Origin of the sequence: Caenispirillum salinarum (assembly GCF_044803115.1) — a bacterium.
GTDB classification, from domain to species: domain Bacteria; phylum Pseudomonadota; class Alphaproteobacteria; order Rhodospirillales; family Rhodospirillaceae; genus Caenispirillum; species Caenispirillum salinarum_A.
This window is the reverse complement of sequence record NZ_CP085224.1, coordinates 3,044,503-3,064,229: the sequence shown is the minus strand read 5'-3', so window position 1 is coordinate 3,064,229 and position 19,727 is coordinate 3,044,503. Positions and strand designations below refer to the sequence as shown.

At 68.2% G+C, this 19,727-nt stretch carries 22 protein-coding genes and 1 tRNA gene; 14 read left to right on the top strand and 9 right to left on the bottom strand.

Annotation, left to right across the window (positions count from 1 at the left end):
* Positions 1-22: 22 nt before the first annotated feature.
* From LG334_RS14020 to LG334_RS13985, 8 genes are all read left to right on the top strand, one after another.
* The gene (locus tag LG334_RS14020) at positions 23-1,417 is read left to right on the top strand and encodes a mechanosensitive ion channel family protein (RefSeq protein WP_404378965.1); all 1,395 of its coding nucleotides are present in this window, start codon (positions 23-25) and stop codon (positions 1,415-1,417) included.
* 87 nt (positions 1,418-1,504) lie between these two features.
* Positions 1,505-2,686 (top strand): 8-amino-7-oxononanoate synthase, encoded by a 1,182-nt coding sequence (gene bioF, locus LG334_RS14015; protein ID WP_404378963.1) that lies wholly within the window; start codon positions 1,505-1,507, stop codon positions 2,684-2,686.
* Positions 2,683-3,309: an alpha/beta fold hydrolase gene (locus tag LG334_RS14010; RefSeq protein WP_404378962.1), complete on the top strand. Its 627-nt coding sequence runs from the start codon at positions 2,683-2,685 to the stop codon at positions 3,307-3,309. The genes bioF and LG334_RS14010 overlap by 4 nt, the downstream gene beginning before the upstream one ends.
* Positions 3,302-4,090, top strand: a complete 789-nt coding sequence (locus LG334_RS14005; RefSeq protein ID WP_404378960.1) for a methyltransferase domain-containing protein — start codon at positions 3,302-3,304, stop codon at positions 4,088-4,090. Before LG334_RS14010 ends, LG334_RS14005 begins: the two co-directional genes overlap by 8 nt.
* Positions 4,090-4,722, top strand: coding sequence for a dethiobiotin synthase (bioD, locus tag LG334_RS14000; RefSeq protein WP_404378959.1), 633 nt, complete (start codon positions 4,090-4,092; stop codon positions 4,720-4,722). Before LG334_RS14005 ends, bioD begins: the two co-directional genes overlap by 1 nt.
* Positions 4,719-6,041: an adenosylmethionine--8-amino-7-oxononanoate transaminase gene (bioA, locus tag LG334_RS13995; RefSeq protein WP_404378957.1), complete on the top strand. Its 1,323-nt coding sequence runs from the start codon at positions 4,719-4,721 to the stop codon at positions 6,039-6,041. The genes bioD and bioA overlap by 4 nt, the downstream gene beginning before the upstream one ends.
* A 22-nt stretch (positions 6,042-6,063) precedes the next feature.
* On the top strand, positions 6,064-7,080 hold the full coding sequence (gene bioB / locus LG334_RS13990; protein ID WP_404378956.1) for a biotin synthase BioB: 1,017 nt from the start codon (positions 6,064-6,066) through the stop codon (positions 7,078-7,080).
* 119 nt (positions 7,081-7,199) lie between these two features.
* The gene (locus LG334_RS13985; RefSeq protein ID WP_404378955.1) at positions 7,200-7,772 is read left to right on the top strand and encodes a DUF4269 domain-containing protein; all 573 of its coding nucleotides are present in this window, start codon (positions 7,200-7,202) and stop codon (positions 7,770-7,772) included.
* Between the two features lie 84 nt (positions 7,773-7,856).
* On the opposite strand, the gene LG334_RS13980 is transcribed toward LG334_RS13985, so the two are convergent.
* The 5 genes from LG334_RS13980 to LG334_RS13960 form a co-directional block, all read right to left on the bottom strand.
* The gene (locus LG334_RS13980; RefSeq protein ID WP_404378953.1) at positions 7,857-8,696 is read right to left on the bottom strand and encodes a DUF3618 domain-containing protein; all 840 of its coding nucleotides are present in this window, start codon (positions 8,694-8,696) and stop codon (positions 7,857-7,859) included.
* Positions 8,693-9,091 (bottom strand): phage holin family protein, encoded by a 399-nt coding sequence (locus tag LG334_RS13975; protein ID WP_404378952.1) that lies wholly within the window; start codon positions 9,089-9,091, stop codon positions 8,693-8,695. The genes LG334_RS13980 and LG334_RS13975 overlap by 4 nt, the downstream gene beginning before the upstream one ends.
* Positions 9,091-9,723 carry a hypothetical protein gene (locus LG334_RS13970; protein ID WP_404378950.1) on the bottom strand — a complete coding sequence of 211 codons (633 nt, stop codon included), beginning with the start codon at positions 9,721-9,723 and terminating at the stop codon, positions 9,091-9,093. The genes LG334_RS13975 and LG334_RS13970 overlap by 1 nt, the downstream gene beginning before the upstream one ends.
* Before the next feature lie 258 nt (positions 9,724-9,981).
* Positions 9,982-10,281: a hypothetical protein gene (locus LG334_RS13965; RefSeq protein ID WP_404378949.1), complete on the bottom strand. Its 300-nt coding sequence runs from the start codon at positions 10,279-10,281 to the stop codon at positions 9,982-9,984.
* Positions 10,282-10,348: 67 nt separating this feature from the next.
* Positions 10,349-10,717, bottom strand: coding sequence for a zinc-ribbon domain-containing protein (locus LG334_RS13960; protein ID WP_404378948.1), 369 nt, complete (start codon positions 10,715-10,717; stop codon positions 10,349-10,351).
* Between the two features lie 287 nt (positions 10,718-11,004).
* On the opposite strand from LG334_RS13960, the gene LG334_RS13955 reads away from it, so the two are divergent.
* Positions 11,005-11,220 (top strand): DUF1127 domain-containing protein, encoded by a 216-nt coding sequence (locus LG334_RS13955; protein WP_404378947.1) that lies wholly within the window; start codon positions 11,005-11,007, stop codon positions 11,218-11,220.
* An 89-nt stretch (positions 11,221-11,309) separates the two neighbouring features.
* Here the strand turns inward: LG334_RS13955 and LG334_RS13950 are convergent, their stop codons facing one another.
* Genes LG334_RS13950 through LG334_RS13940 form a run of 3 tightly spaced genes read right to left on the bottom strand, consistent with a single transcriptional unit; the run spans position 11,310 to position 14,445 of the window.
* Complete coding sequence (locus tag LG334_RS13950; RefSeq protein ID WP_404378946.1) at positions 11,310-11,837, bottom strand: ferritin family protein; 528 nt, start codon at positions 11,835-11,837, stop codon at positions 11,310-11,312.
* On the bottom strand, positions 11,834-12,688 hold the full coding sequence (locus LG334_RS13945) for a 2-oxoacid:ferredoxin oxidoreductase subunit beta (RefSeq protein WP_404378945.1): 855 nt from the start codon (positions 12,686-12,688) through the stop codon (positions 11,834-11,836). The genes LG334_RS13950 and LG334_RS13945 overlap by 4 nt, the downstream gene beginning before the upstream one ends.
* A gap of 17 nt (positions 12,689-12,705) precedes the next feature.
* Positions 12,706-14,445 carry a 2-oxoacid:acceptor oxidoreductase subunit alpha gene (locus LG334_RS13940; protein ID WP_404378944.1) on the bottom strand — a complete coding sequence of 580 codons (1,740 nt, stop codon included), beginning with the start codon at positions 14,443-14,445 and terminating at the stop codon, positions 12,706-12,708.
* Positions 14,446-14,816: 371 nt separating this feature from the next.
* Here LG334_RS13940 and LG334_RS13935 point away from each other — a divergent pair, with 371 nt between their 5' ends.
* On the top strand, positions 14,817-15,071 hold the full coding sequence (locus tag LG334_RS13935; protein WP_404378943.1) for a YfhL family 4Fe-4S dicluster ferredoxin: 255 nt from the start codon (positions 14,817-14,819) through the stop codon (positions 15,069-15,071).
* A gap of 55 nt (positions 15,072-15,126) precedes the next feature.
* Positions 15,127-15,372 carry a YfhL family 4Fe-4S dicluster ferredoxin gene (locus tag LG334_RS13930; protein ID WP_404378942.1) on the top strand — a complete coding sequence of 82 codons (246 nt, stop codon included), beginning with the start codon at positions 15,127-15,129 and terminating at the stop codon, positions 15,370-15,372.
* 104 nt (positions 15,373-15,476) lie between these two features.
* Here the strand turns inward: LG334_RS13930 and LG334_RS13925 are convergent, their stop codons facing one another.
* Positions 15,477-16,814, bottom strand: a complete 1,338-nt coding sequence (locus tag LG334_RS13925; protein WP_404378941.1) for a protoglobin domain-containing protein — start codon at positions 16,812-16,814, stop codon at positions 15,477-15,479.
* A gap of 238 nt (positions 16,815-17,052) precedes the next feature.
* Here LG334_RS13925 and LG334_RS13920 point away from each other — a divergent pair.
* The 3 genes from LG334_RS13920 to LG334_RS13910 all read left to right on the top strand — a co-directional run bounded on the left by LG334_RS13920 (position 17,053) and on the right by LG334_RS13910 (position 19,574).
* Positions 17,053-17,137, top strand: a tRNA-Leu gene (locus tag LG334_RS13920).
* A gap of 161 nt (positions 17,138-17,298) precedes the next feature.
* Positions 17,299-18,771, top strand: coding sequence for a trigger factor (gene tig, locus LG334_RS13915; RefSeq protein ID WP_404378939.1), 1,473 nt, complete (start codon positions 17,299-17,301; stop codon positions 18,769-18,771).
* A 125-nt stretch (positions 18,772-18,896) separates the two neighbouring features.
* Complete coding sequence (locus LG334_RS13910; protein ID WP_404378937.1) at positions 18,897-19,574, top strand: ATP-dependent Clp protease proteolytic subunit; 678 nt, start codon at positions 18,897-18,899, stop codon at positions 19,572-19,574.
* Positions 19,575-19,727 lie beyond the last annotated feature (153 nt).

Sequence of the window (19,727 nt, the reverse complement as noted above, 5' to 3'; positions counted from 1 at the left end):
GCCCACCACCCATGGAGGCCTCTTGGCCGAGGACGACCGACTCCTGCCGCCCGCCGACCGCATCCAGCCGCTGGACACCCTGCCCGTGCCCGACTGGGCGGAAGCCGAGGGCTTGGCGCGGCAGGTGCTGAGCTGGCTGACGGAGAACGTCCTGACGGCGGCGGTGGCGTGGCAGGTCATTATCGCCGGCGCCGCCTGGTTGGTGGCGACCGTGATCGCCAAGCTGCTGCGCCACCCGGCGGAGCGGCTGGTGGTGCGGCTCAAGCGCATCCGACCCCTGCAACGGCTCGCCTGGACGCTGACCAAGCAGCTGCGCCTGCTGGTCTTCGTGGTTCTGATCTCGTTCGCCGGCCGGGCCGTCGTCGTCTTTGCACCATTGGACTACGCCCGGGCGCTGGGCGTGCTGTCGAGCCTGCTGACGGCCTGGATCATCATTCGCGTCGCCACCTCCATCCTGCGCACGCGCCTGGCGCGGCGCGGCGTGTCGGCGGTGGTGTGGACGGTGGCGGCGCTGGACATCACGGGGCTCTACGGTGCGGCGGTGACGGTGCTGGACGCCATCGCCATCCAGGCCGGCGAGTTCCGCCTGTCGGCATTGCTGTTCGTGCAGGCGACGCTGTGGCTGGGCGTGCTGCTGTGGGCCGCCACGCTGCTGGTGAAGGTGGTGGACCGGCGCCTTCAGTCGGTCGCCGACCTCAGTCCTTCGGCGCGCGTCCTGATCGGCAAGCTGCTGCGCTTCGGCCTGGTCGCCCTGGCCGTGGTGATGGCGCTGACCGCCGTGGGCGTGGACATGACGGCGCTCGCCGTGTTCTCGGGCGCGCTGGGGCTTGGCATCGGCATCGGGCTGCAGCGGGTGGTGGCGAACCTGCTGTCGGGCGTGTTCCTGCTCATGGACCGCAGCGTCAAGCCCGGCGACGTGATCGAGGTGGAGGGCACCTTCGGCTGGGTGGTCAGCATGCAGGCGCGGTTCGTCTCGCTGGTCACACGCGACCGCAAGGAAATTCTCATCCCCAACGAGGACTTCATCACCAACCGCGTGGTCAACTGGTCGCACACCGACAACTACGTGCGGTTGGAGGTGTCGTTCTCCGTCACCTACGACGCCGATCCCCACCGCGTCCGTGCGCTGGCGGTGGAGGCGGCGGGCAAACCCGGCCGGGTGGTGGAAAGGCCCGCACCCGTCTGCCACCTGACGGCGTTCGGCGACGACGGGCTGGAGTTCATCCTACGCTTCTGGATCGAGGACGCGCCGGGCGGCGTGGTCAACGTGACCGGCCAGGTTCTGCTGGCGGTGTGGGACGCCTTCAAGGCCGAAGGCATTCAGGTTCCGTACCCGCACCGCGACATCAAGCTGCGCGAGCCCGTGCGCGTGGTGATGGAGCCGGCCGCCACAGCCGGGACACAGCACGGTTCCTGATGGTTCACCCGAAGGGTCTTGCGGGCCGGGGGCGGTGCTGCTAATCCGTTGCCCCCGATCGGAACCGGCCCGAGGCGACCGCCCGCCATGACGACCGCATACCTGGACCGCCTGTCCCAACAGCTCGACGCCCTGGCGGCGGCGGGGCGGCGGCGCGTGACGCGGCCGGTGTCGGCAGCCGACGCCGTTCATGTCGTGCGCGACGGCCGGATGCTGCTCAACGTCTCTTCCAACGACTACCTGGGCCTGTCGCGCCATCCGCTGTTGATCGAGCGGGCGCGGGCCTGGGCCGAGACGATGGGGGTGGGCGCCACGGCCTCGCGCCTCGTCTGCGGCACGCTGGAGGCGCACGCAACCGTGGAGGCCAAGCTGGCCGCCTTCAAGGGCACCGAGGCGGCGCTGGTGCTCAATTCGGGCTACCAGGCCAACGAGGCCATGCTGGCGGCCCTGCTGATGCCGGAGGTCGCGGGCCGGGCGCCGCTGGTGTTCGTCGACCGGTTGGCGCACGCCTCCATGCACGAGGGGCTCAAGGCGGCCGGCGTGCGGCAGATCCGCTTCCGCCACAACGACATGGCCCATCTGGAGGACCTGCTGCGCAAGCGCGAGGGGGAACCGGGGCCACGCTTCATCGTCACCGAAAGCGTCTTCAGCATGGACGGCGACCGCGCCGACCTGCCGGCGCTCTGCGATCTGGCGGAGCGCTTCGGCGCCTTCCTCTACGTCGACGAGGCCCATGCGACGGGCGTGCTGGGGCCGGAGGGCAGGGGACCGACCTGCGATCCGGCGGTGGCGGGACGTGTCGACATGGTCATGGGCACCTTCGGCAAGGCGTTGGGCGGGTTCGGGGCCTACGCAGCGTGCTCGGCCGTCCTGCGGGACTGGCTGGTGAACAAGGCCGGCGGGTTCATCTATTCCACCGCCGTGCCGCCGCCGGTGATGGGCGCCATCGACGCCGCCCTGGACCTGGTTCCGACGCTGGAGGCCGAGCGAGCCCGGCTCCACGCCCATGCCGACCGTCTTCGCGCGGCCCTGGGCGCCAAGGGCCTGGACAGCTGTGGCTCGACGACGCAGATCGTGCCCGCCGTGCTGGGTTCGGAAGAGGCTGCGCTGTCGGCCATGACGGCGCTTGAGGAGGCCGGCGTGCTGGCCGTCGCCATCCGTCCGCCCACCGTGCCCGCCGGGGCGAGCCGCCTGCGCTTCGCCCTCTCCGCCGCCCACACCGATGCCGACATGGACCGGCTGATCGCGGTTGTGGAGGCGCTGGCATGACATCGATCCTTCTGGTCCACGGCTGGGGCTTCGACGCCGCCACATGGGATGCCGTCCGCGCCCGGCTGCCCGGAAACGCCACCGTTCATACGGTGGAGTTCGGCTTCCTCGGCGCGGCGCCGCGGCTGGAGGTGCCGGAGGAGGTGGACGTGGCCGTGGGGCATTCCATGGGCCTTCTCTGGCTGCTGACGGAGCGCTCGTGCCGCTGGGACCGGCTGGTTTCCGTCAACGGCTTCCCGCGTTTCACCGCCGCGCCGGACTTCGCCGAAGGCGTGCCGCCGCGCATGGTCGAGCGCATGAGGCGCCGCCTGGAAACGGCGCCCGAAGCGGTGCTTGACGATTTCCGCGCCCGGTGCGGCGCCGGTCCCGCCGCCGAGACGCCGGACCCTGCGCGCCTTGCGTGGGGCCTGGACCTGCTGCAAGCGGGCGACGGCCGCCCCGCGCCGCCGGGTGTCGCCGCGCTGGCGGGGGACGCCGATCCCATCGTCCCGCCCGCCATGGCCCGAGCCGCTTTTTCCTTCGGCGGGGTTGGAATGGTCGCCGGAGGCGGCCATCTTCTGCCCCTCAGTCATCCGGCGGAAGTTGCCGCCGTCATCCTGGAGGCCCGTCCTGTCCATGAGTAGCTGGAAGCAGCGCGTCGCCGCGCGCTTCGATGCCGCCGCCGCGGCCGAAACGTATGATGCCGCTGCCCGTGTGCAGCGCCTGATTGCCGAGGACCTGGCGGTGCGCGTCTCGGGGCTCCACCTGCCGGAGCATCCGCGCGTGCTGGAGGTCGGTTGCGGCACCGGGTTCCTGACCGCCGCCCTGGTCGAGCGCCTGCCGGAGCCGCATGTCACGGCCACCGACATCGCGCCGTCCATGGTCCGCGCCACGGCCCGGCTGGAGCTGCCGGGCGTCTCCACCCACGTCATGGACGGCGAGGACCCGGATGCGCCGGCGGAGCGCTTCGACCTCGTCTGCACCAGCCTCGCCGCCCAGTGGTTCGCCGACCTGCCGGGGGCGGTGGAAAAGCTCATGCGCTGCGTGAAGCCGGGCGGCTACCTGGCGGTGGCGACGCTGGGCGCCGACACCTTCCACGAATGGCGCGCGGCGGCCCGGGAAACCGGCATCGATCCCTTCGACCGCGGCTATCCCACCGCCGAGCGTCTGGCGGACATGATGGGCGAGGGTGCGGGCGTCGACGAGCTTTCGCCCGTGGTTTCCAGTTCCTCGGGCCATGCCTTCCTGCGCGACCTGAAATCCATCGGCGCCCACACGCGCGCCGAGGGCCAGGAACCGCTGACGGCCGGGCAGCTTCGCCGCATTCTGCGCCGTCTGGAGGCCGTCGACGGGCAGGTCTATTCCACCTATCACGTCCTGTTCGGCATCCGCCGCAAGGCGGGCCACGGCGCGGAGGGCGCGTGATGCGCGGCGTCTTCGTCACCGGCACCGACACCGACGTCGGCAAGACCGTCGCCTCTGCCTGTCTTGTCCGCGCCCTGGGCGCGGACTACTGGAAGCCCGTGCAGAGCGGGACCGACGACCTGCCCGAGGGCGACGCCGGCACGGTCGCCGCGCTGGCGGGCATCGGGCCCGAGCGCATCGTGCCGACGGTGCTCGCCTACAAGGCCCCGCTCAGCCCCGATCAGGCGGCGGCGCTGGAGGGCGCGTCCATCGACCTCGACGCCGTCTCCAGCCTGCCGTCGCGAGAGCGGCCGGTGGTGGTGGAGGGCGCCGGCGGCGTGCTGGTGCCGCTGACCGAAACCGCGACCATGCTCGACCTGATGCAGCGCCTGGCCCTGCCGGTGGTGGTGGTGGCGCGGTCGGGGCTCGGCACCATCAACCACACGCTGCTGACGCTGGAGGCGCTGGACCGGCGCGGGCTGGAGGTGGCGGGCGTCATCCTGGTCGGCCCGCCCAAGCCCATGAACCGCGACGCCATTATCCGCTTCGGCGGCTGCACCATCCTGGGCGAACTGCCCCACATCGACCCGCTGACGCCCGAGGCGGTGGCGGACCTGTCCGAACATCTGACCCTGGAGGCCCTGTCCCGATGACCCCCGAGGATCTCAAGCGCCTGGACCGCGCCCACGTCTGGCACCCCTTCACGCAGGCGCAGACCGCGCCCGACCCCGTCATGATCCGCTCCGCCAGGGGCGCGATCCTGGTGGAGGAAAGCGGCCGCGAGGTGCTGGACATGATCTCCTCGTGGTGGGTCAATCTGCATGGCCATTCGCATCCGGTGGTGGCCGAGGCCATCGCCGAGCAGGCGCGGACGCTGGAGCATGTCATCTTCGCCGGCCACACGCACGAGCCGGCCATCCGCATCTCGGCCAGCCTGGCGGAAGTTCTTCCCGGCAGCCTGAACAAGGTGTTTTTCAGCGACAATGGCTCGACCGCCGTGGAAGTCGCCATGAAGGCCGCCAGCCAGTATTTCCTGAACAAGGGGGATGTCGACCGTCGGCGCTTCATCGCCTTCGACGGCGGCTATCACGGTGATACGGTCGGCGCCATGTCGGCCGGCGTCTCCAGCAAGTTCTTCGATGCCTGGCGCGAGATGCTGTTTCCCGTCGACATCCTGCCCGTGCCCACCACCTGGATCGGCGACGACACCATCGAGGCCAAGGAAGCCGCGGCGCTGACGGCGCTGGATGCCCACCTGGAGGCGAACGGCCGCGAGACGGTGGCCTGCATCATCGAGCCCTTGGTGCAGGGCGCCTCCGGCATGCGGATGCACCGGCCCGAGTTCCTGCGCGCCATGGTGGAGCGCATGAAGGCCGCCGGCGTGCTGGTGATCCTGGACGAGGTGATGACCGGCTTCGGCCGCATGGGCAGCGTGTTCGCCTGCCTGGAAGCCGGCGTTGAGCCCGATTTCATCTGCCTGTCCAAGGGCCTGACGGCGGGCTTCCTGCCCATGTCGGTCACCGTGACCACCGACGCCGTGCACGATGCCTTCCTGGACGACAGCATCGGCCGCGCCTTTCTGCACGGCCACAGCTTCACCGCCAACCCGCTCGGCTGTGCCGCCGCCAACGCGAGCCTTGAGCTGCTGCTGGCCGACGAGTGCACGCAGGCGCGCGCGCGCATCAACGCCTTCCACGCCGCCCGGCTGGAGGAACTGGCCCGCCACCCGCTGGTGGAGCACACGCGCCTTCAGGGCACGGTGGCGGCCTTCGACGTCAAGGTGCCGGAAGGGCAGGGCGGCTACGCCTCGTCGGTGGGGCCGAAGCTCAAGGAAAGCTTCATCCGCGACGGACTGCTCATTCGCCCCTTGGGCAATGTGGTCTATCTCTTGCCACCGTATTGCGTCACCGATGTTCAGTTGACCCGCGCCTACGAGGGCATTAATCGTGCGCTCGACTCCTTGTCTTCCTGACCTTCCCGGAGCACTGCTTCCCATGACCGACGCCGCCCCGACTGCCGCCGAACTCCTGGACGAAACCCCGTTTGCCGAGGCGGCCAAGACGTCCGCGACCGTGGCGCGCTGGAGCCGGAGCGGGATCCTCGCCCTGTTCGAGCTGCCGTTCATGGACCTGCTGGCGCGGGCACATGGTGTTCATCGCGAGAACTTCGACCCCAACAAGGTCCAGCTCTCGACGCTGCTCAACATCAAGACCGGCGGTTGCGCCGAGAACTGCAAGTACTGCTCTCAGTCCTCGGCCTACGACACGGGCCTCAAGGCGTCCAGGCTGATGGACCGGGACGAGGTCATGAAGAAGGCCGGCGAGGCCAAGGACGCCGGCGCCGGCCGCTTCTGCATGGGCGCGGCGTGGCGCGAACTGAAGGACCGGGACATGGACGCGCTGTGCGACATCGTCTCCGACGTCAAGGGCATGGGCCTGGAGACGTGCATGACGCTGGGCATGCTGACGCCGGGCCAGGCGCAGAAGCTACGTGATGCCGGCCTGGACTACTACAACCACAACCTCGACACCTCGCCCGAATACTACAACGAAGTGGTGACGACCCGGTCGTATGAGGACCGCCTGCAGACCCTCGCCAATGTGCGGGCCACCGGCATGAACGTGTGCTCGGGCGGCATCATCGGGATGGGCGAAAGCCGCGAGGACCGCGCCGGCCTGCTGGAGGCGCTGGCCAACCTGGAGCCGTACCCCGAAAGCGTGCCCATCAACATGCTGGTGCCGGTGCCCGGCACGCCCATGGGTAACCTGCCGCAGCTGGACACGCTGGAGTGGATCCGCACCATCGCGGTTGCGCGCATCACCATGCCCAAGGCCCGCGTGCGTCTGTCGGCCGGTCGCACCTCCATTTCCGACGAGGCGCAGGCCATGGCGTTCTTCGCCGGGGCCAACTCCATCTTCTACGGTGAAAAGCTGCTGACCACCGAGAACCCCGAAGAGAATAAGGACATGGCGCTCCTCGAAAGGCTTGGAATGTCGGCCGAGCATAAGTAATCTGCCCAGATTAGCCGGACGGGGGGTGCCGATCCGGTGCGCGGCGTCCTAGGTTAGGTGGTAAACGCCCGAAACGGGGCGCCGCATTACGCGACTGCCAACGACCAAGTGGGGATACCATGGCCAAGGCTCGGAAGACCGCGCCCGGTCAGGTGGGTGAACTGGCATCCTGCCACCGTGTGCTCGACTCCCTGGGGCTGCGCGACGCCCTGCGGCCCTACCGCCCGCGCATCGTGGGCTCCATGCCTTTGGGCCTGCGAACGGCCGACAGCGACATCGACGTGCTGGTGGAGGTGTCGGACCTGGATGCCTTCGCCACGAAGATGCACGAGGCGCACGGCGCTACCGACGATTTCCTCATGTACCGCCGCGCGGCCGACGACCACGGGCCCGAGGCCCTTGTGGTGCGCATCGAGACGGCGGCCTATCCGGTGGAGATCCACGCCCAGGGCCGTCCAACCGTTGAGCAGATTCCGTACCGCCACTACGCCGTGCTGAACCGTCTCCTGCGGCTGGGCGGCGGGGATCTGCGTGAGGAAGTTCTGGCCCGCAAGGAAGACGGCGAGCGAACCGAGCAGGCCTTCGCCGGCGCACTGGGGCTGGAGGGCGATGCCTCCACCGCCCTGCTGGCCCTGGAGCATGAGCCCGACAGCACGCTCTGCGATCTGCTCGAGGGCAAGGAAGCCGCCTGACGGCGCGGCGACAACGAAAGGACGTAAAACGGGCGCGGCGTCGTTTCGACGCCGCGCCCGTTCGCGCAAGGGTCTGCCGCGGGATCAGGAATGTCGGCTTCCCGCGGTGTTGTCGCCGGCCTCGCGGCGGGCGGTTTCGTCGGCGGTCCTGGCCGCGGCCTGGGCCGTCTCGCCGGCCACCCGCTCGGCCCGTGCGCCGGCGTCGCGCGCCGTTTCCGTCGCGCGATGGCGGGCCGCCTCGCCGGTGCGGCCGAAGGCTTCGTCCTCGGCGCGGGTTTGCGGCAGAAGCCCGCCCAGCAACGCCCCCACACCAACGGCAGCGGCCGCGGCCACCAGCGGCTGCTCCTGAAAGTAGGACTGCGCACGCGCGGCATAGACCGATGCCTGTTCCGCCCCTTGTGCGGCGGCATCGCGGCCCCGCCCCTTGGCCTCCGCCCCGCGCGCGCCGGCGCCGTGACGCAGGGACGACAGCCGCTGCTCGACGCGGGTCTTGAAGTCGTGGGCGCCTTCCTCGGCGCGGCGCTGCATGTCCAGGGCCTTGGCCTTGGCCTCTATCTTGCGCTCCTCGAACTTCTCCTTGGTCTCCCCGGCGTTCTGCTGGAGGCGCATCGAGGCGGTGTGCGCCGCCTCGGCCTTTTCCGGGTCGTAGCTGTTACCGTAGGCGGCGTGGCCGTCGGGATTGGTGGTGGTCTTCATCAGCCACGCCAGCCCCACACCCGTCAGCAGCAGCGGGAAGGGATTCTCCTTCACCGCACGGCCCCAGTTGCCGGCTGTCTCGCCGCCGCCCTGCTTCATGTAGGACATGGCCTGGTCCAGCAACTGGCCCGGAGACAGGCGGTCCTGCAGCGCGTCGATGGTGCCGTCAATGCGCTGGCGGTCCTCGGCGATGCGGCGCTCGACATCATCCGGATGATCCTGTGTCATTTCGCGTGCTCCTTGGTGAACTGGGCGTCCTCGCGGACCGAGGCCATGCTGCGCTTGGGCTGAAGGTTGGCGGTCTTGAGGTTCGACTTGCCCTTGTTGATGACGATCAGGGCCACCAGCAGCGTCGCGCCGCCGACGATCAGCGCCGAAAGCCACGGCGCAACCACGTTGGTCAGCGCCAGCGTGACGGCCAGCAGCAGGAAGATCAGGGCAGCCAGGCCCAGGACCGCGCCGACGCCCAGCATGACGGCGCCGTTGCTGACCTGGTTGACCTTCTGGCCCATTTCCGCCTTCATCAGCGCGAACTCGTCACGCATGAGCTGGCTGTACTGGTTGGTCAGGTCCCGGAGCAGCTCCGGGATCGAGCGGTCGGTGGTGGCGGTGCTGTCCGGCATCAGATGCTTCTCCCGGTGTTGGGCGCGGCGCTGCCCGGCACGGCCGCCGGGCTCTGGCTGGGTGAGGGCGAGGGCGACGGGCTCGGCGGGGCCGAGGTGCCCGAGGCGGCCGAGGGCCGATCCGGCTGTCCCGCGGGCGTGGTGGAGGCGCCCGGCCGCGGCGGCGTCGTCGTATGGCGCGATGTCGCCGGCGGTGGCGCTGTGCCGGCGCCGGCGCTATGGCCGGACGCGCTGCCTTCGCGGTGCTCCGGCGGCGTGCTCTTCAGAACGCGCGACAGGCCCAGGCCCAGCGCCATGGCGCCGGCCATGAACAGGGTGGGGTTGCTGCGCGCCACGTTTTCCAGGTCGCCGCGCAATTCGTCGAAGCTCTTGTTGTGGCCGTCGCCGGCGAAGCGCTTGACGTGCCGCGACAGGTCCTCGACGGCGCCCGCCAAGCGCGGTTCGTCCTCGCGCAGGCGGGAGGCTGCGGCGTCCATGGCCTCAGCCACGTGGTCGACGGTCGACAAAAGGCTGTGGCGCCAGGCGTCGCCCTGCTCGGCGGCGACACGGCGCGCATCGTCAGCGGCCGAGGACGCACGCTGCTTGGCCTCGTCCCTGGCCGCCGACACGCTCTGGTCTCTTCTTTCTTCCATGGAAACCTCCGTCCTCTGCGGGAATTGTGGGCGGTAAACGAAGAATGTGCGGGAGTAGGTTGCCGTAAATCATTTCGACGTAGTGTATATTTATTACGTCTATTCCGAAAAAGACGGGGTCTGTTCTAGCTTCATCTGGCGGTGGCTTGTGCTGTACGCCCCCGTGCCGAAAGCAAAAAAACCGCCGCCCGGGGCTGGCCGGTGCGGCGGTTGATCGGGGCGGCGGGCGCCTGTTGCGGTGTGACCCGGGCGTCAGCCTTATTTGTGTTGGTCGCGGTCGACGAACTTGTGGAAGCGGCTGGTACCGTGCTCGGACTTGGTTTCGTCCTGGTAGAGGAACGCCAGGTTCTTTTCCTCGAACTTCTCGAAAAACGCATCCCAGGAGATGGGCTCCAGGCCATCATCCTCGGCCTCGTCGGAGAACAGGATGCGCAGGATGCCCGGATCGCCCTTGGAGTGCGTCTCGCTGACGGCGGCCGGCTTGCCATCGCGGCTTTCGGCCCATTTGCGGATGGTGTCGTGATCGGTGGTAACGTGCGCGTCGGTATCGTGCGCCATCGTGCCTTCCTCCCGTCGTTGCTGGGTATCGCTGTTGATACCCCAACGACGGTCGGGGGCGGAGGGATCACGCGGCGGCGGTGCTGGCGGCCTCGGCGCTGTCGGCGGTGGCGGAGAATGTCAGGCGCGGCGCCCCGAAGACGGCCCGGCGCTGGCGTGCGGCCAGGACGAGGGTGCGGGCGCCGTAGGCGATCAGGCACAGCGCGGGCAGGCGCAGGACGGCCTCCCAGTCGCAGTCGGCAGAGGGGGCCAGCGTCTCGCACGCCAAGGCCGGCAGGCCCGCCGCATAGGCAAAAACGAGGAGCCCGACCGTCACCAGAATGACCATGCAGCGGCGCGGAATGCCGTAGTGGATCGGCGCCAGACAACGGGGGCAGGCGGGGGCGCCAGCCTCCACCCGCCGGCCGCAGTGCGGACAGAAGAACTGCGTCATCATGCCGCGCCTCTTCCTTGTGCTCGGCGGCCGCTCGGGGCCGCGTTCCGCACCATTCTCCCGCGATCAAGTCTACGACTTCTTCTACCGGCGTCGTCAATGGCGCGGGCGGTTATCGGATTGATCCGGAGGTATGCACCCACCTATACCCATGGGCCTTGAAAGGGAATGGCAATGGCCGAAAATGCTTAGAATTTCTAATGTATCCCTTCAAAGACCTCGTTTGTCGGCAAGGGGCCGAGTGGCGCACCGTTAAGCAGACATTGGTCATCGACAGAGGAGGTCACACCATGTCCCATACCCGATGCGACACGAGCCCTGTTTCGTCGCGGCCGGCGCGCGCGGCGGCGGCAGCGCCCGGTCTCTTCACCCGCCTGACGGCGTGGCTGAGGGCGCGGCGGGAGGTCAAGGCGTTGTTGGCGCTGGACGAGCGGCTGCTTCGCGACATCGGCCTCACGCCCCGCGCACTGGCGCGGCATCACCGCCGCCGCCGCTTCTGGTGGTGAAATGCGGCGGCGGGACCGGACAAACGAAACGGGGCGGCCCGCAAAAGCCGCCCCGTTCACCTCGTGGCCCGGTCATGGCCGGACGCCGGTCAGTCCACCGAGACCGGCGGGTCCATGTCCTCGTCCCAGGCGCTGTCCGGCTCGGGGTAGCGGTCCAGCCACTCCTTGAGGGTGGCGACGTGCTCGGCTTCCTCGTCGGCGAATTCCCGCGCCATGGCGCGGACATCCTGGTCCGCCGAGTTGTCGGCGAGGCCCCGATAGAAGTCGAACCCCTGGGTTTCGCTGGCGAGCGCCAGCTTCAGGGCGTGGTGCGGGGTCATGAGGTAGTGGGCGTCGGTGATTTCCCCCGACTCCGGCGCCTCGTCACCCGGCCACTTGAACTCCCACGGCTTCATGGCGGGAACGTCGACGCCCACGGCGCGCTCCTTGGCCTCGGCCAGGTGCAGACGGGAGAAGTGAGCCATCTTGCGGAACAGCTCCACCACGCCCTTGTGGTTGTTGTGGACCTCCAGCATGTCGGCCAGTTCGTCGAACCGGACGGCGGCTTCCTGTTCCAGTTGCAGGGCGTGGGCAAGGAACTCGGGCACGCCGGTCATGTCCTTGAAGGCGGTGCTCATAGGATGAAGTCCCCCTGGATCTCCTCGATGGTGCTCGGCGCGTCCGTCTGCGGCTTGAAGGCGGGCGTGTTGCCCTTGAAGAGCACCCCGCAGGAATAGCCGTCGTCGTCCATCAGGCGGCGGAAAGCCTCGCGGCGGTCGGGCGTTCCCTCGTCGAAGGCGGCCCCGCCGAACCCATCGTGCACCATGGTCTTGTACTCGCGCTGCTCCGGCCGGAAGGTCACGCAGGGGCTGAGTACGTGGACCAGCGAGAAGCCGGGATGCTCCACCGCATCACAGATCAGCTTGGTCAGTTCGTTCGGCTTGCCCGAAAAGCCGCGTGCGATGTAGTTGGCGCCGGCCGACAGAGCGATCTCCAGCGGCTGGAACTCGGCCACGCCCGGCCCTTCGGGGGTTAGCTTGGAGCCCGTCCAGTCGCCTTCCGTGGTCGGCGACGCCTGCCCCTTGGTCATGCCGTAAACGGAGTTGTCCATGACGATGTAGGTCAGGTCCACGTTGCGCCGGCAGGCGTGCAGGAAGTGGTTGCCGCCGATGGAGAAGCCGTCGCCGTCACCGCCGGCGACCAGCACCGTCAGGTCCGGCCGGGCCGACTTCAGGCCGGTGGCGACGGGCAGGGCGCGGCCGTGGACGCTGTGGAAGCCGTACACCGAGGTGTAGGCCGGAATGCGTGACGAGCAGCCGATACCCGACACCAGCGCCACGTCCTCACGCGGCAGCTGAAGGGTCGCCAGCGCCTTGGTGATGGCCGACAGCACCGAGAAGTCGCCGCAGCCGGGGCACCACACGGGCTTGAGGCTCGACTTGTAGTCGGCAAACGTCAGGGCCTGGGGGGCGGGGGTCTGAATGTTCATGCGAAGTCCCTCCTGGCTCAGGACTTGGCGACCAGCGCATCGAGCGCGGTCACGATTTCATGGGGCCGAATGGCCAGCGGGCCGGGGCGGTTCAGCGTGGCATAAACCGGCGGCAGGTCGTAGTGCGCCTTCAGCATCAGCGTGTACTGCTTGCTGTGCGACTGCTCCACGATCAGCGCCTTCCTCACGCCATTCAGCGCCTCGGCCATCTTCTCGGGCAGGGCGGGGGACAGCAGGCGGAGCGCAATCAGCTTCACCTTGAGGCTCTTGGTCTCCTCGATGCGGTCGATGGCCTCGCGCACCTGCTCGGTCACCGAGCCCCAGGTGATGATGGCGATTTCGCCGTCGCCCTCGATGTCGGCCCAGTGGTCGCCGTAGTCGAAGGTCTTGAGCTTGCGCTCGCGCTTGTCGAGCTGTTCCTGGTGGTGCTGCGCCTGGGTCGACGGTGTGCCCTTGGGGCTGTGCTCCAGGCCGTCGGCGGTGTACTCGCCGCCCTTCATGCCGGGGATCGCCATGGGAGAGACGCCGTCTTTGGTCACGGCGTAGCGCTGGTAGCCTTCTTCCACAGCGCCCGACACCAGTTCGGGCTTGCGGCGCTGGCCGACGAAGGCCAGGTCGGCCGGCTTATCGATGATGGCGCGCGCCTGGCCCATGGCCTGGTCGGTCAGCACGATGGCGGGACACTGCATCGCCTCGGCCATATGCACCGTCCACTGGGCGGTGAACAGGCTGTCGGCGATGGAGGTGGGCGCCGTCACCAGGTGGGGCGCGTCGCCGTGCAGGCCGTTGATGGCGATGTTCAGGTCCACCTGCTCCGACTTGGTCGGGATGCCGGTGGAGGGACCGCCGCGCTGGACGTTGATGATGACCACCGGCGTCTCCGACGCCACGGCGAGGCCGATGCTCTCGGTCATCAGCGCCAGGCCGGGGCCGGAGGTGGCCGTCAGGCTGGGCACGCCGCCAAAGCTGCCGCCGATCGCCATGTTGATGGAGGCCAATTCGTCCTCCGCCTGCACCAGCGCACCGCCCAGCTTGGGCAGGTTCGGGGCCATGTACTCCAGCACTTCCGTCGCCGGCGTGATGGGGTAGGCCGCCACGAAGCGCACGCCGCCGCGCAGCGCGCCCAGGCCGGTCGCCTCGTTGCCGGTGATGGACCAGCGCTCGCCGTGGTCGGTCCGGGGCGCGTCCAGGGTGGGGACGCCGGTCAGCTTGTCGGCGTGGTCCGCCCCGGCGCGCATGCCGGCGATCGACTTCTCCAGCGCCTCCGGCCCCTTCTTGGCAAGGGCCTTGGACAGCACCTCGATGCAGTAGTCCTCGGGCAGGCCGATGACCTTCGCCACCAGGCCCAGCGCCACCATGTTGATGCGCCCGCCCTCGACCGATTTGGCGATCTCCTTGAGCGGGATCTCCACGATGATCGGGTTGTTGCGCCGCATGATTTCCGGCACCTCGCCCTGGGCGGGGTCGGTGACGATGATCGACTTCGACGTCAGCGGGATCTCGGACGCGAAGCGCTCGATGTTGCCCCAGTCGACGGCGAGCATCAGGTCGTAGCAGTCATCCATCGACTGCACGGGTCCGGGCGACAGCCGCAACAGCGCGGCCGACTCGCCGCCGCGAATCTGCGGACCCAGTGAGCGCGCCATCAGGCCGTACCAGCCGGCCTTGGCGGCGGCGTCGACCAGCACCTGGCCGGACGTCATGACGCCGGCGCCGCCGCTGCCGGTCAGCGCGAGTGAGACGGAATTCAAGGCCATGAAGAGATCCCCATCAATCTGCGTTCCCGTTGAGCGCTCGACATGAAGCCGGGTCCGCACCATCGCGGCCGGCGTGCAGTGGGCCGGCGGGGACGGGACGGGGCCTCGGGGTGCGTCGGTCTGGGGGCTACCGGCGCGGCCAGTCGTGGCGCCAGCGCCCATATAACCGGAAATTCCTTCCGGATGAAAGCGCCTTTTTGCACTGCACCCGTCTCCCGCCCTTCCGTCAATCCCGCCCGGCCGTCCCGGATATGACGAAAGGTTTAACGCAATTTCAGCCTATGCTGCGGTATGGTGACCCCTGAAAGGGATCGGAAAAACCCTTTCGATTCTGCGAATTATCAATTCGTGATGCGGAGTGGGGTGCGACAATGGCAATGAGCATTGGCGAGGACTGCATCGGCTGTGGCGGCTGCGCCGACGAGTGCCCGAACATGGCGATCGCGCTGGAAAGCGTCGAGGCCGGCTACGTCGTCGATCCGGCGCTCTGCACGGAATGCGTCGGAGCCTTTCCCGAGCCGCAGTGCGCGGCGTTGTGCCCAACGGAATGCATCGCCCCTGACGCCGCCCTGGGCGAATCGCGCGAGCGTCTGGTCGAGAAGCGGCGCATGCTGCTGGCGTCCTGACGCTTACGGAGCCGCGGCGGCGGTTCGTCGAGAGACCGAGACAGCGAGACACATCATGGCCCTTGTCATCCAGGACACCTGCATCAACTGCGACGCCTGCCCGACGGAGTGCCCCAACGAGGCGATCTATCAGGGCGACGAAATCTACGTGATCGACCCCGACCGCTGCACCGAGTGCGTCGGCGCCCATGACGAGCCGCAGTGCGTGCTGGTCTGTCCCGTGGACTGCATCGTCAAGGACCCGGCGCACCAGGAGACCGAAGACCAGCTCAAGGCCAAGTACGAGACGCTGCACTCCTGACGACGCGACAGGGCCGGCATTGCGCCGGCCCGTTATTCTTCCCCCGCAACGGGGGGAGCGCCAGGGGGTTCGCTGGCTCCTGCTTTTTGTTTTCTTACAAAGGTTTACACTGCTTCCCGGATGTCGTGCAGGAACTCGTCCACCTGGGCCTTCAGGCGCTCGGACTGGTTGGAGAGTTCGCGGGCGGCGGTGAGCACCTCGCCGGCGGCGTGGCCGGTTTCGGTGGCGGCCTCGGTGACGGTGGAGATGTTGCTGGTTACCTCTGTCGTGCCGCTGGACGCCTCCTGGACGTTGCGGGCGATCTCCTGCGTGGCGGCCGACTGCTCCTCCACCGCGGCGGCGATGGCCCCGGTGATCTCGCTGATGCGGCCGATGGTGCCGCCGATGCCCTGGATGGCGCTGACCGCCTGCTCCGTCGCGCCCTGAACCTCGCCGATCTGCTTGGAGATGTCCTCGGTGGCCCGGGCGGTCTGGTTGGCGAGGTTCTTGACCTCGTTGGCGACCACGGCGAAGCCCTTGCCGGCGTCGCCGGCGCGGGCGGCCTCGATGGTGGCATTCAGCGCCAGCAGGTTGGTCTGGCTGGCGATGTCGTTGATCAGCTTGACGACCTCGCCGATCTTGCCAGCGGCGGCGGCCAGGCCGTTGACCATCTCGTTGGTGCGCTCGGCCTCGTCCACCGCTTCCGAGCTGATGCGGTTGCCCTCGGCGACCTGGCGGCTGATTTCCGAGATGGAGGCGTGCAGTTCCTCGGCGGCGGAGGCGACCGTCTGGACGTTGCCGGCGGCCTGGTCGGCGGCCGAGGCGACCACTTCCGACTGGCTGGAGGTGCGGTCGGCGGTCTCGGCCATGTTCTGCGACGTGGACTGAAGCTCCGTCGCCGCGGCGGCGACGATCTCCACCATGGCGTGGACCTCGTTCTCGAACTTCGAGGCGTGTTCGTTCAGCGTCCGCGCCGCCGTCTCCCGCGCCGTGCGGATGTAGACGGAGATGGAGATGTCCATGTCCAGGTACACGGCCTTGTTGATGGCCTGGATGATGGCCGAGGCGCGCTCCGGCTTCTTGCGGTAGCGGCTGAAGACCAGCTGCACCAGCTTGTTCATGGTGAAGGCGTAGGCGCCGATGTACCAGCGCGGCTCCAGGCCCACACGCTCGTGGGTGCGGCCGATGACGGTCACGGTGCGGAAGTAGTCGTCGCCGAACTCGCCGGTGAAGACGTTGTTCAGCCAGTGCTTGCGCTGTTCGTCCCGCGCGTGGCGCATGGACGCGTCGGACTTGAACATGGCGGCCATGTCCGGGTGCTTGGTCATGTAGCCGTAGAAGGCATCCAGCACTTCGTCGATATGCTGTTCCAGGATGCCCCGGAACTCGCGCAACAAGGCGCGCGTCTCATCGTCGATCTGCAGGAACTGCAGCCGCCCGACCCGATCCAGATCGTCCGCCATCGTCTTCTCCGCTTGTGCGTCATCCCCCACGCCGCCCGACTTGTCCCCGGGGCCGCGCCGTCGACGGTTGTCATATACGATTTTCCAGGCGGCGAAAAGGCCGAGAGGGGTATATGAGGGTCATATGGCGTAACGATGTATACCAAGGTGCATGGCCGGGAAGCGGTGTGGTGCGGCGTCGGACTGGCGCCAGCCCTTGACGCGCGGGGCCATCCGTTGCACAAGACCGGTTTCCGACGCGGCCGTGGCGGAACTGGTAGACGCACTGGATTTAGGTTCCAGCGCCGCAAGGTGTGTGGGTTCGAGTCCCTCCGGCCGCACCAAACATTCATGCCGCGCCGGCCCTCCTTCCGGCCGGTGGCGGGCCCACGCGGCGCCGTTTTTTGCCTCACCCCGTTGCGGCGGGGGTTTAGTCTGCTATAACCGCGCCACGCCGTGGCTCGCCCGCCGAGTCGATCAACGAATTCACGAATAGAGACTCCAGATGCAGGTTACTGAAACCAACGCCGAGGGCCTGAAGCACGATTTCAAGGTGGTTGTGCCCGCCGCCGATATCGCCGCGAAGAGCGAGGCTCGCCTGAAGGAGCTGAGCACGCAGGTCAAGATGCCGGGCTTCCGTCCCGGCAAGGTGCCCGTCAGCCTGATGAAGAAGCGCTACGGCTCCGCCGTCATGGGCGAGGTTCTCGAGCAGTCGGTTCAGGAAGCCGCCGAGAAGACGGTGGCCGAGCGCGAGCTGCGTCCCGCCATGCAGCCCAAGATCGACATCGAGGCCTTCGACGAGGGCAAGGACCTGGAATTCACCATGTCCGTCGAGGTCCTGCCCGAGATCACGCCGGTTGACTTTTCCACCCTCGAACTGACCCGCCCCAAGGCCGAGGTCGACGAGAAGGAAGTCGAGGACGCGCTGCAGCGCATCGCCGAGGGCCAGAAGTCCAGCGAGCCGGTCGCCAGCAAGGCCCGCAAGGTCAAGAACGGCGATGTCGCCGTGATCGACTTCGTCGGCAAGAAGGGCGGCGAGGAATTCGAGGGCGGCAAGGCCGAGGACTACAGCCTTGAAATCGGCTCGGGCACCTTCATTCCGGGCTTCGAGGACCAGGTCGTCGGCATGAAGGCCGGCGAGGAGAAGGTCGTCACCCTGACCTTCCCCGAGGACTACCCTGCCGAGCACCTGGCCGGCCAGGAAGTCACCTTCGACGTCACCGTCAAGGAAATCCGCGAGCCCAAGGTTCCCGAGATCGACGACGAGCTGGCCAAGAAGGTCGGCATGGACGACCTGGAGGCGCTGAAGACCGCCATTCGCGAGCAGATCCAGGGCGAGTACGACAAGGTCGCCCGCCAGAAGGTCAAGCGCGAGCTGCTGGACAAGCTGTCCGACGCCCACGACTTCCCCGTGCCGCAGTCCATGGTCGACATGGAGTTCGACGGCATCTGGAAGCAGGTCGAGCAGGCCAAGGAACAGGGCAACCTGGACCCCGAGGACGAGGGCAAGTCCGACGACGAGTTGAAGGACGACTATCGCAAGCTGGCCGAGCGCCGCGTGCGCCTGGGCCTGCTGCTGTCCGAGGTCGGCCAGAAGAACGAGATCCAGGTCAACCAGGATGACCTCAACCGCGCCATCATGGCCGAGGCGACCCGGTACCCCGGTCAGGAACAAGCGGTGTTCCAGTACTTCCTGCAGAACCAGGACGCCATCAACCAGCTCCGCGCCCCCATCTACGAGGACAAGGTCGTCGACTACATCCTCGAGGTGGCGAAGGTCGAGGACAAGCCGGTCAGCGTCGAGGAGCTGATGCAGCAGGACGGCGAGGAGGCCGAAGGCGAGGGCGAGGACAAGCCCAAGAAGAAGGCCGTTGCCAAGAAGAAGGCTCCTGCCAAGAAGGCCGCCGCCAAGAAGGCGGACGAGGCCGAGGCCGGCGAAGACGAGGCGGGCAAGGACGAGGGCGAGACGTCCGCGTGACGGCGTCCGTCGCGTCCCCTCGCGTCGCATGAGACTGTCGGGGCGGTGGCTTTCCGGCCGCCGCCCCGATTGCATGAGAGCGGATCGCCCCGCATATCGGGGAACCACAGCAATGGATGGAGCCGATGAGAGAACGTGATCCGATCGACGTCTATAACAACTACCTGGTCCCCATGGTGGTCGAGCAGACCAACCGCGGGGAGCGGTCCTACGACATCTATTCGCGGCTGCTGAAGGAACGCATCCTGTTCCTCACCGGCCCGGTGGAGGACAACGTCTCCGCCCTGGTGTGCGCCCAGATGCTGTACCTGGAGGCGGACAACCCGTCGAAGGACATTGCGTTCTACATCAACTCGCCGGGCGGCGTGGTGACGTCGGGCCTGGCGATGTACGACACCATGCAGTACATCCGGTGCGACGTCGCCACCATGGTCATCGGCCAGGCGGCCTCCATGGGCTCGCTGCTGCTGGCCGGTGGCGCCCCGGAGAAGCGCTTCTCCCTGCCCAACTCGCGCATCATGGTCCACCAGCCGTCCGGCGGCTTCCAGGGTCAGGCGGCGGACATCGAGATCCACGCCAAGGAAATCCTGTCCATCCGCGACCGGCTGAACAAGATCTACGTCAAGCACACGGGCCAGCCGCTCGAGGAGATCGAGAAGGCCATGGAGCGCGATAAGTTCCTGACGCCCGAGGAGGCCAAGGCCTTCGGCCTGATCGACAGCGTCGTGCTCAGCCGCGAGGCCGAGGCCAAGGCCCGCGAAGAAGGGGGCCAGAAGAAGGGCGAGGGCGAAGGCGAGAAATAAGCGGACCCTCGGCCGGCACCATTTGTGTGCCGGCCCCTCGTCCGGCGCGGCGGGCGGTTTCCGTCCGTCGCCGCCGGTACCAGGGTATGGTCTCTGACCGCCGCCTCGGACCATGCCCGCCGCCCGCCTGACCCGCCTTTCGGGACGATCAGG

What these genes read in the sequence shown, in the direction of transcription:
- LG334_RS14010 (WP_404378962.1), top strand. Translation starts at nt 2,683, where the DNA reads ATGACATCGATCCTTCTGGTCCACGGCTGGGGCTTCGACGCCGCCACA.
- LG334_RS14005 (WP_404378960.1), top strand. Translation starts at nt 3,302, where the DNA reads ATGAGTAGCTGGAAGCAGCGCGTCGCCGCGCGCTTCGATGCCGCCGCC.
- LG334_RS13935 (WP_404378943.1), top strand. Translation starts at nt 14,817, where the DNA reads ATGGCAATGAGCATTGGCGAGGACTGCATCGGCTGTGGCGGCTGCGCC.
- LG334_RS13945 (WP_404378945.1), bottom strand. Translation starts at nt 12,688, where the DNA reads ATGAACATTCAGACCCCCGCCCCCCAGGCCCTGACGTTTGCCGACTAC.
- LG334_RS13965 (WP_404378949.1), bottom strand. Translation starts at nt 10,281, where the DNA reads ATGGCGCACGATACCGACGCGCACGTTACCACCGATCACGACACCATC.
- LG334_RS13930 (WP_404378942.1), top strand. Translation starts at nt 15,127, where the DNA reads ATGGCCCTTGTCATCCAGGACACCTGCATCAACTGCGACGCCTGCCCG.
- LG334_RS13910 (WP_404378937.1), top strand. Translation starts at nt 18,897, where the DNA reads ATGAGAGAACGTGATCCGATCGACGTCTATAACAACTACCTGGTCCCC.
- bioB (WP_404378956.1), top strand. Translation starts at nt 6,064, where the DNA reads ATGACCGACGCCGCCCCGACTGCCGCCGAACTCCTGGACGAAACCCCG.
- LG334_RS13950 (WP_404378946.1), bottom strand. Translation starts at nt 11,837, where the DNA reads ATGAGCACCGCCTTCAAGGACATGACCGGCGTGCCCGAGTTCCTTGCC.
- tig (WP_404378939.1), top strand. Translation starts at nt 17,299, where the DNA reads ATGCAGGTTACTGAAACCAACGCCGAGGGCCTGAAGCACGATTTCAAG.
- bioF (WP_404378963.1), top strand. Translation starts at nt 1,505, where the DNA reads ATGACGACCGCATACCTGGACCGCCTGTCCCAACAGCTCGACGCCCTG.
- LG334_RS13960 (WP_404378948.1), bottom strand. Translation starts at nt 10,717, where the DNA reads ATGATGACGCAGTTCTTCTGTCCGCACTGCGGCCGGCGGGTGGAGGCT.
- LG334_RS13955 (WP_404378947.1), top strand. Translation starts at nt 11,005, where the DNA reads ATGTCCCATACCCGATGCGACACGAGCCCTGTTTCGTCGCGGCCGGCG.
- bioD (WP_404378959.1), top strand. Translation starts at nt 4,090, where the DNA reads ATGCGCGGCGTCTTCGTCACCGGCACCGACACCGACGTCGGCAAGACC.
- LG334_RS13970 (WP_404378950.1), bottom strand. Translation starts at nt 9,723, where the DNA reads ATGGAAGAAAGAAGAGACCAGAGCGTGTCGGCGGCCAGGGACGAGGCC.
- LG334_RS13985 (WP_404378955.1), top strand. Translation starts at nt 7,200, where the DNA reads ATGGCCAAGGCTCGGAAGACCGCGCCCGGTCAGGTGGGTGAACTGGCA.
- LG334_RS13980 (WP_404378953.1), bottom strand. Translation starts at nt 8,696, where the DNA reads ATGACACAGGATCATCCGGATGATGTCGAGCGCCGCATCGCCGAGGAC.
- LG334_RS13940 (WP_404378944.1), bottom strand. Translation starts at nt 14,445, where the DNA reads ATGGCCTTGAATTCCGTCTCACTCGCGCTGACCGGCAGCGGCGGCGCC.
- bioA (WP_404378957.1), top strand. Translation starts at nt 4,719, where the DNA reads ATGACCCCCGAGGATCTCAAGCGCCTGGACCGCGCCCACGTCTGGCAC.
- LG334_RS13975 (WP_404378952.1), bottom strand. Translation starts at nt 9,091, where the DNA reads ATGCCGGACAGCACCGCCACCACCGACCGCTCGATCCCGGAGCTGCTC.
- LG334_RS13925 (WP_404378941.1), bottom strand. Translation starts at nt 16,814, where the DNA reads ATGGCGGACGATCTGGATCGGGTCGGGCGGCTGCAGTTCCTGCAGATC.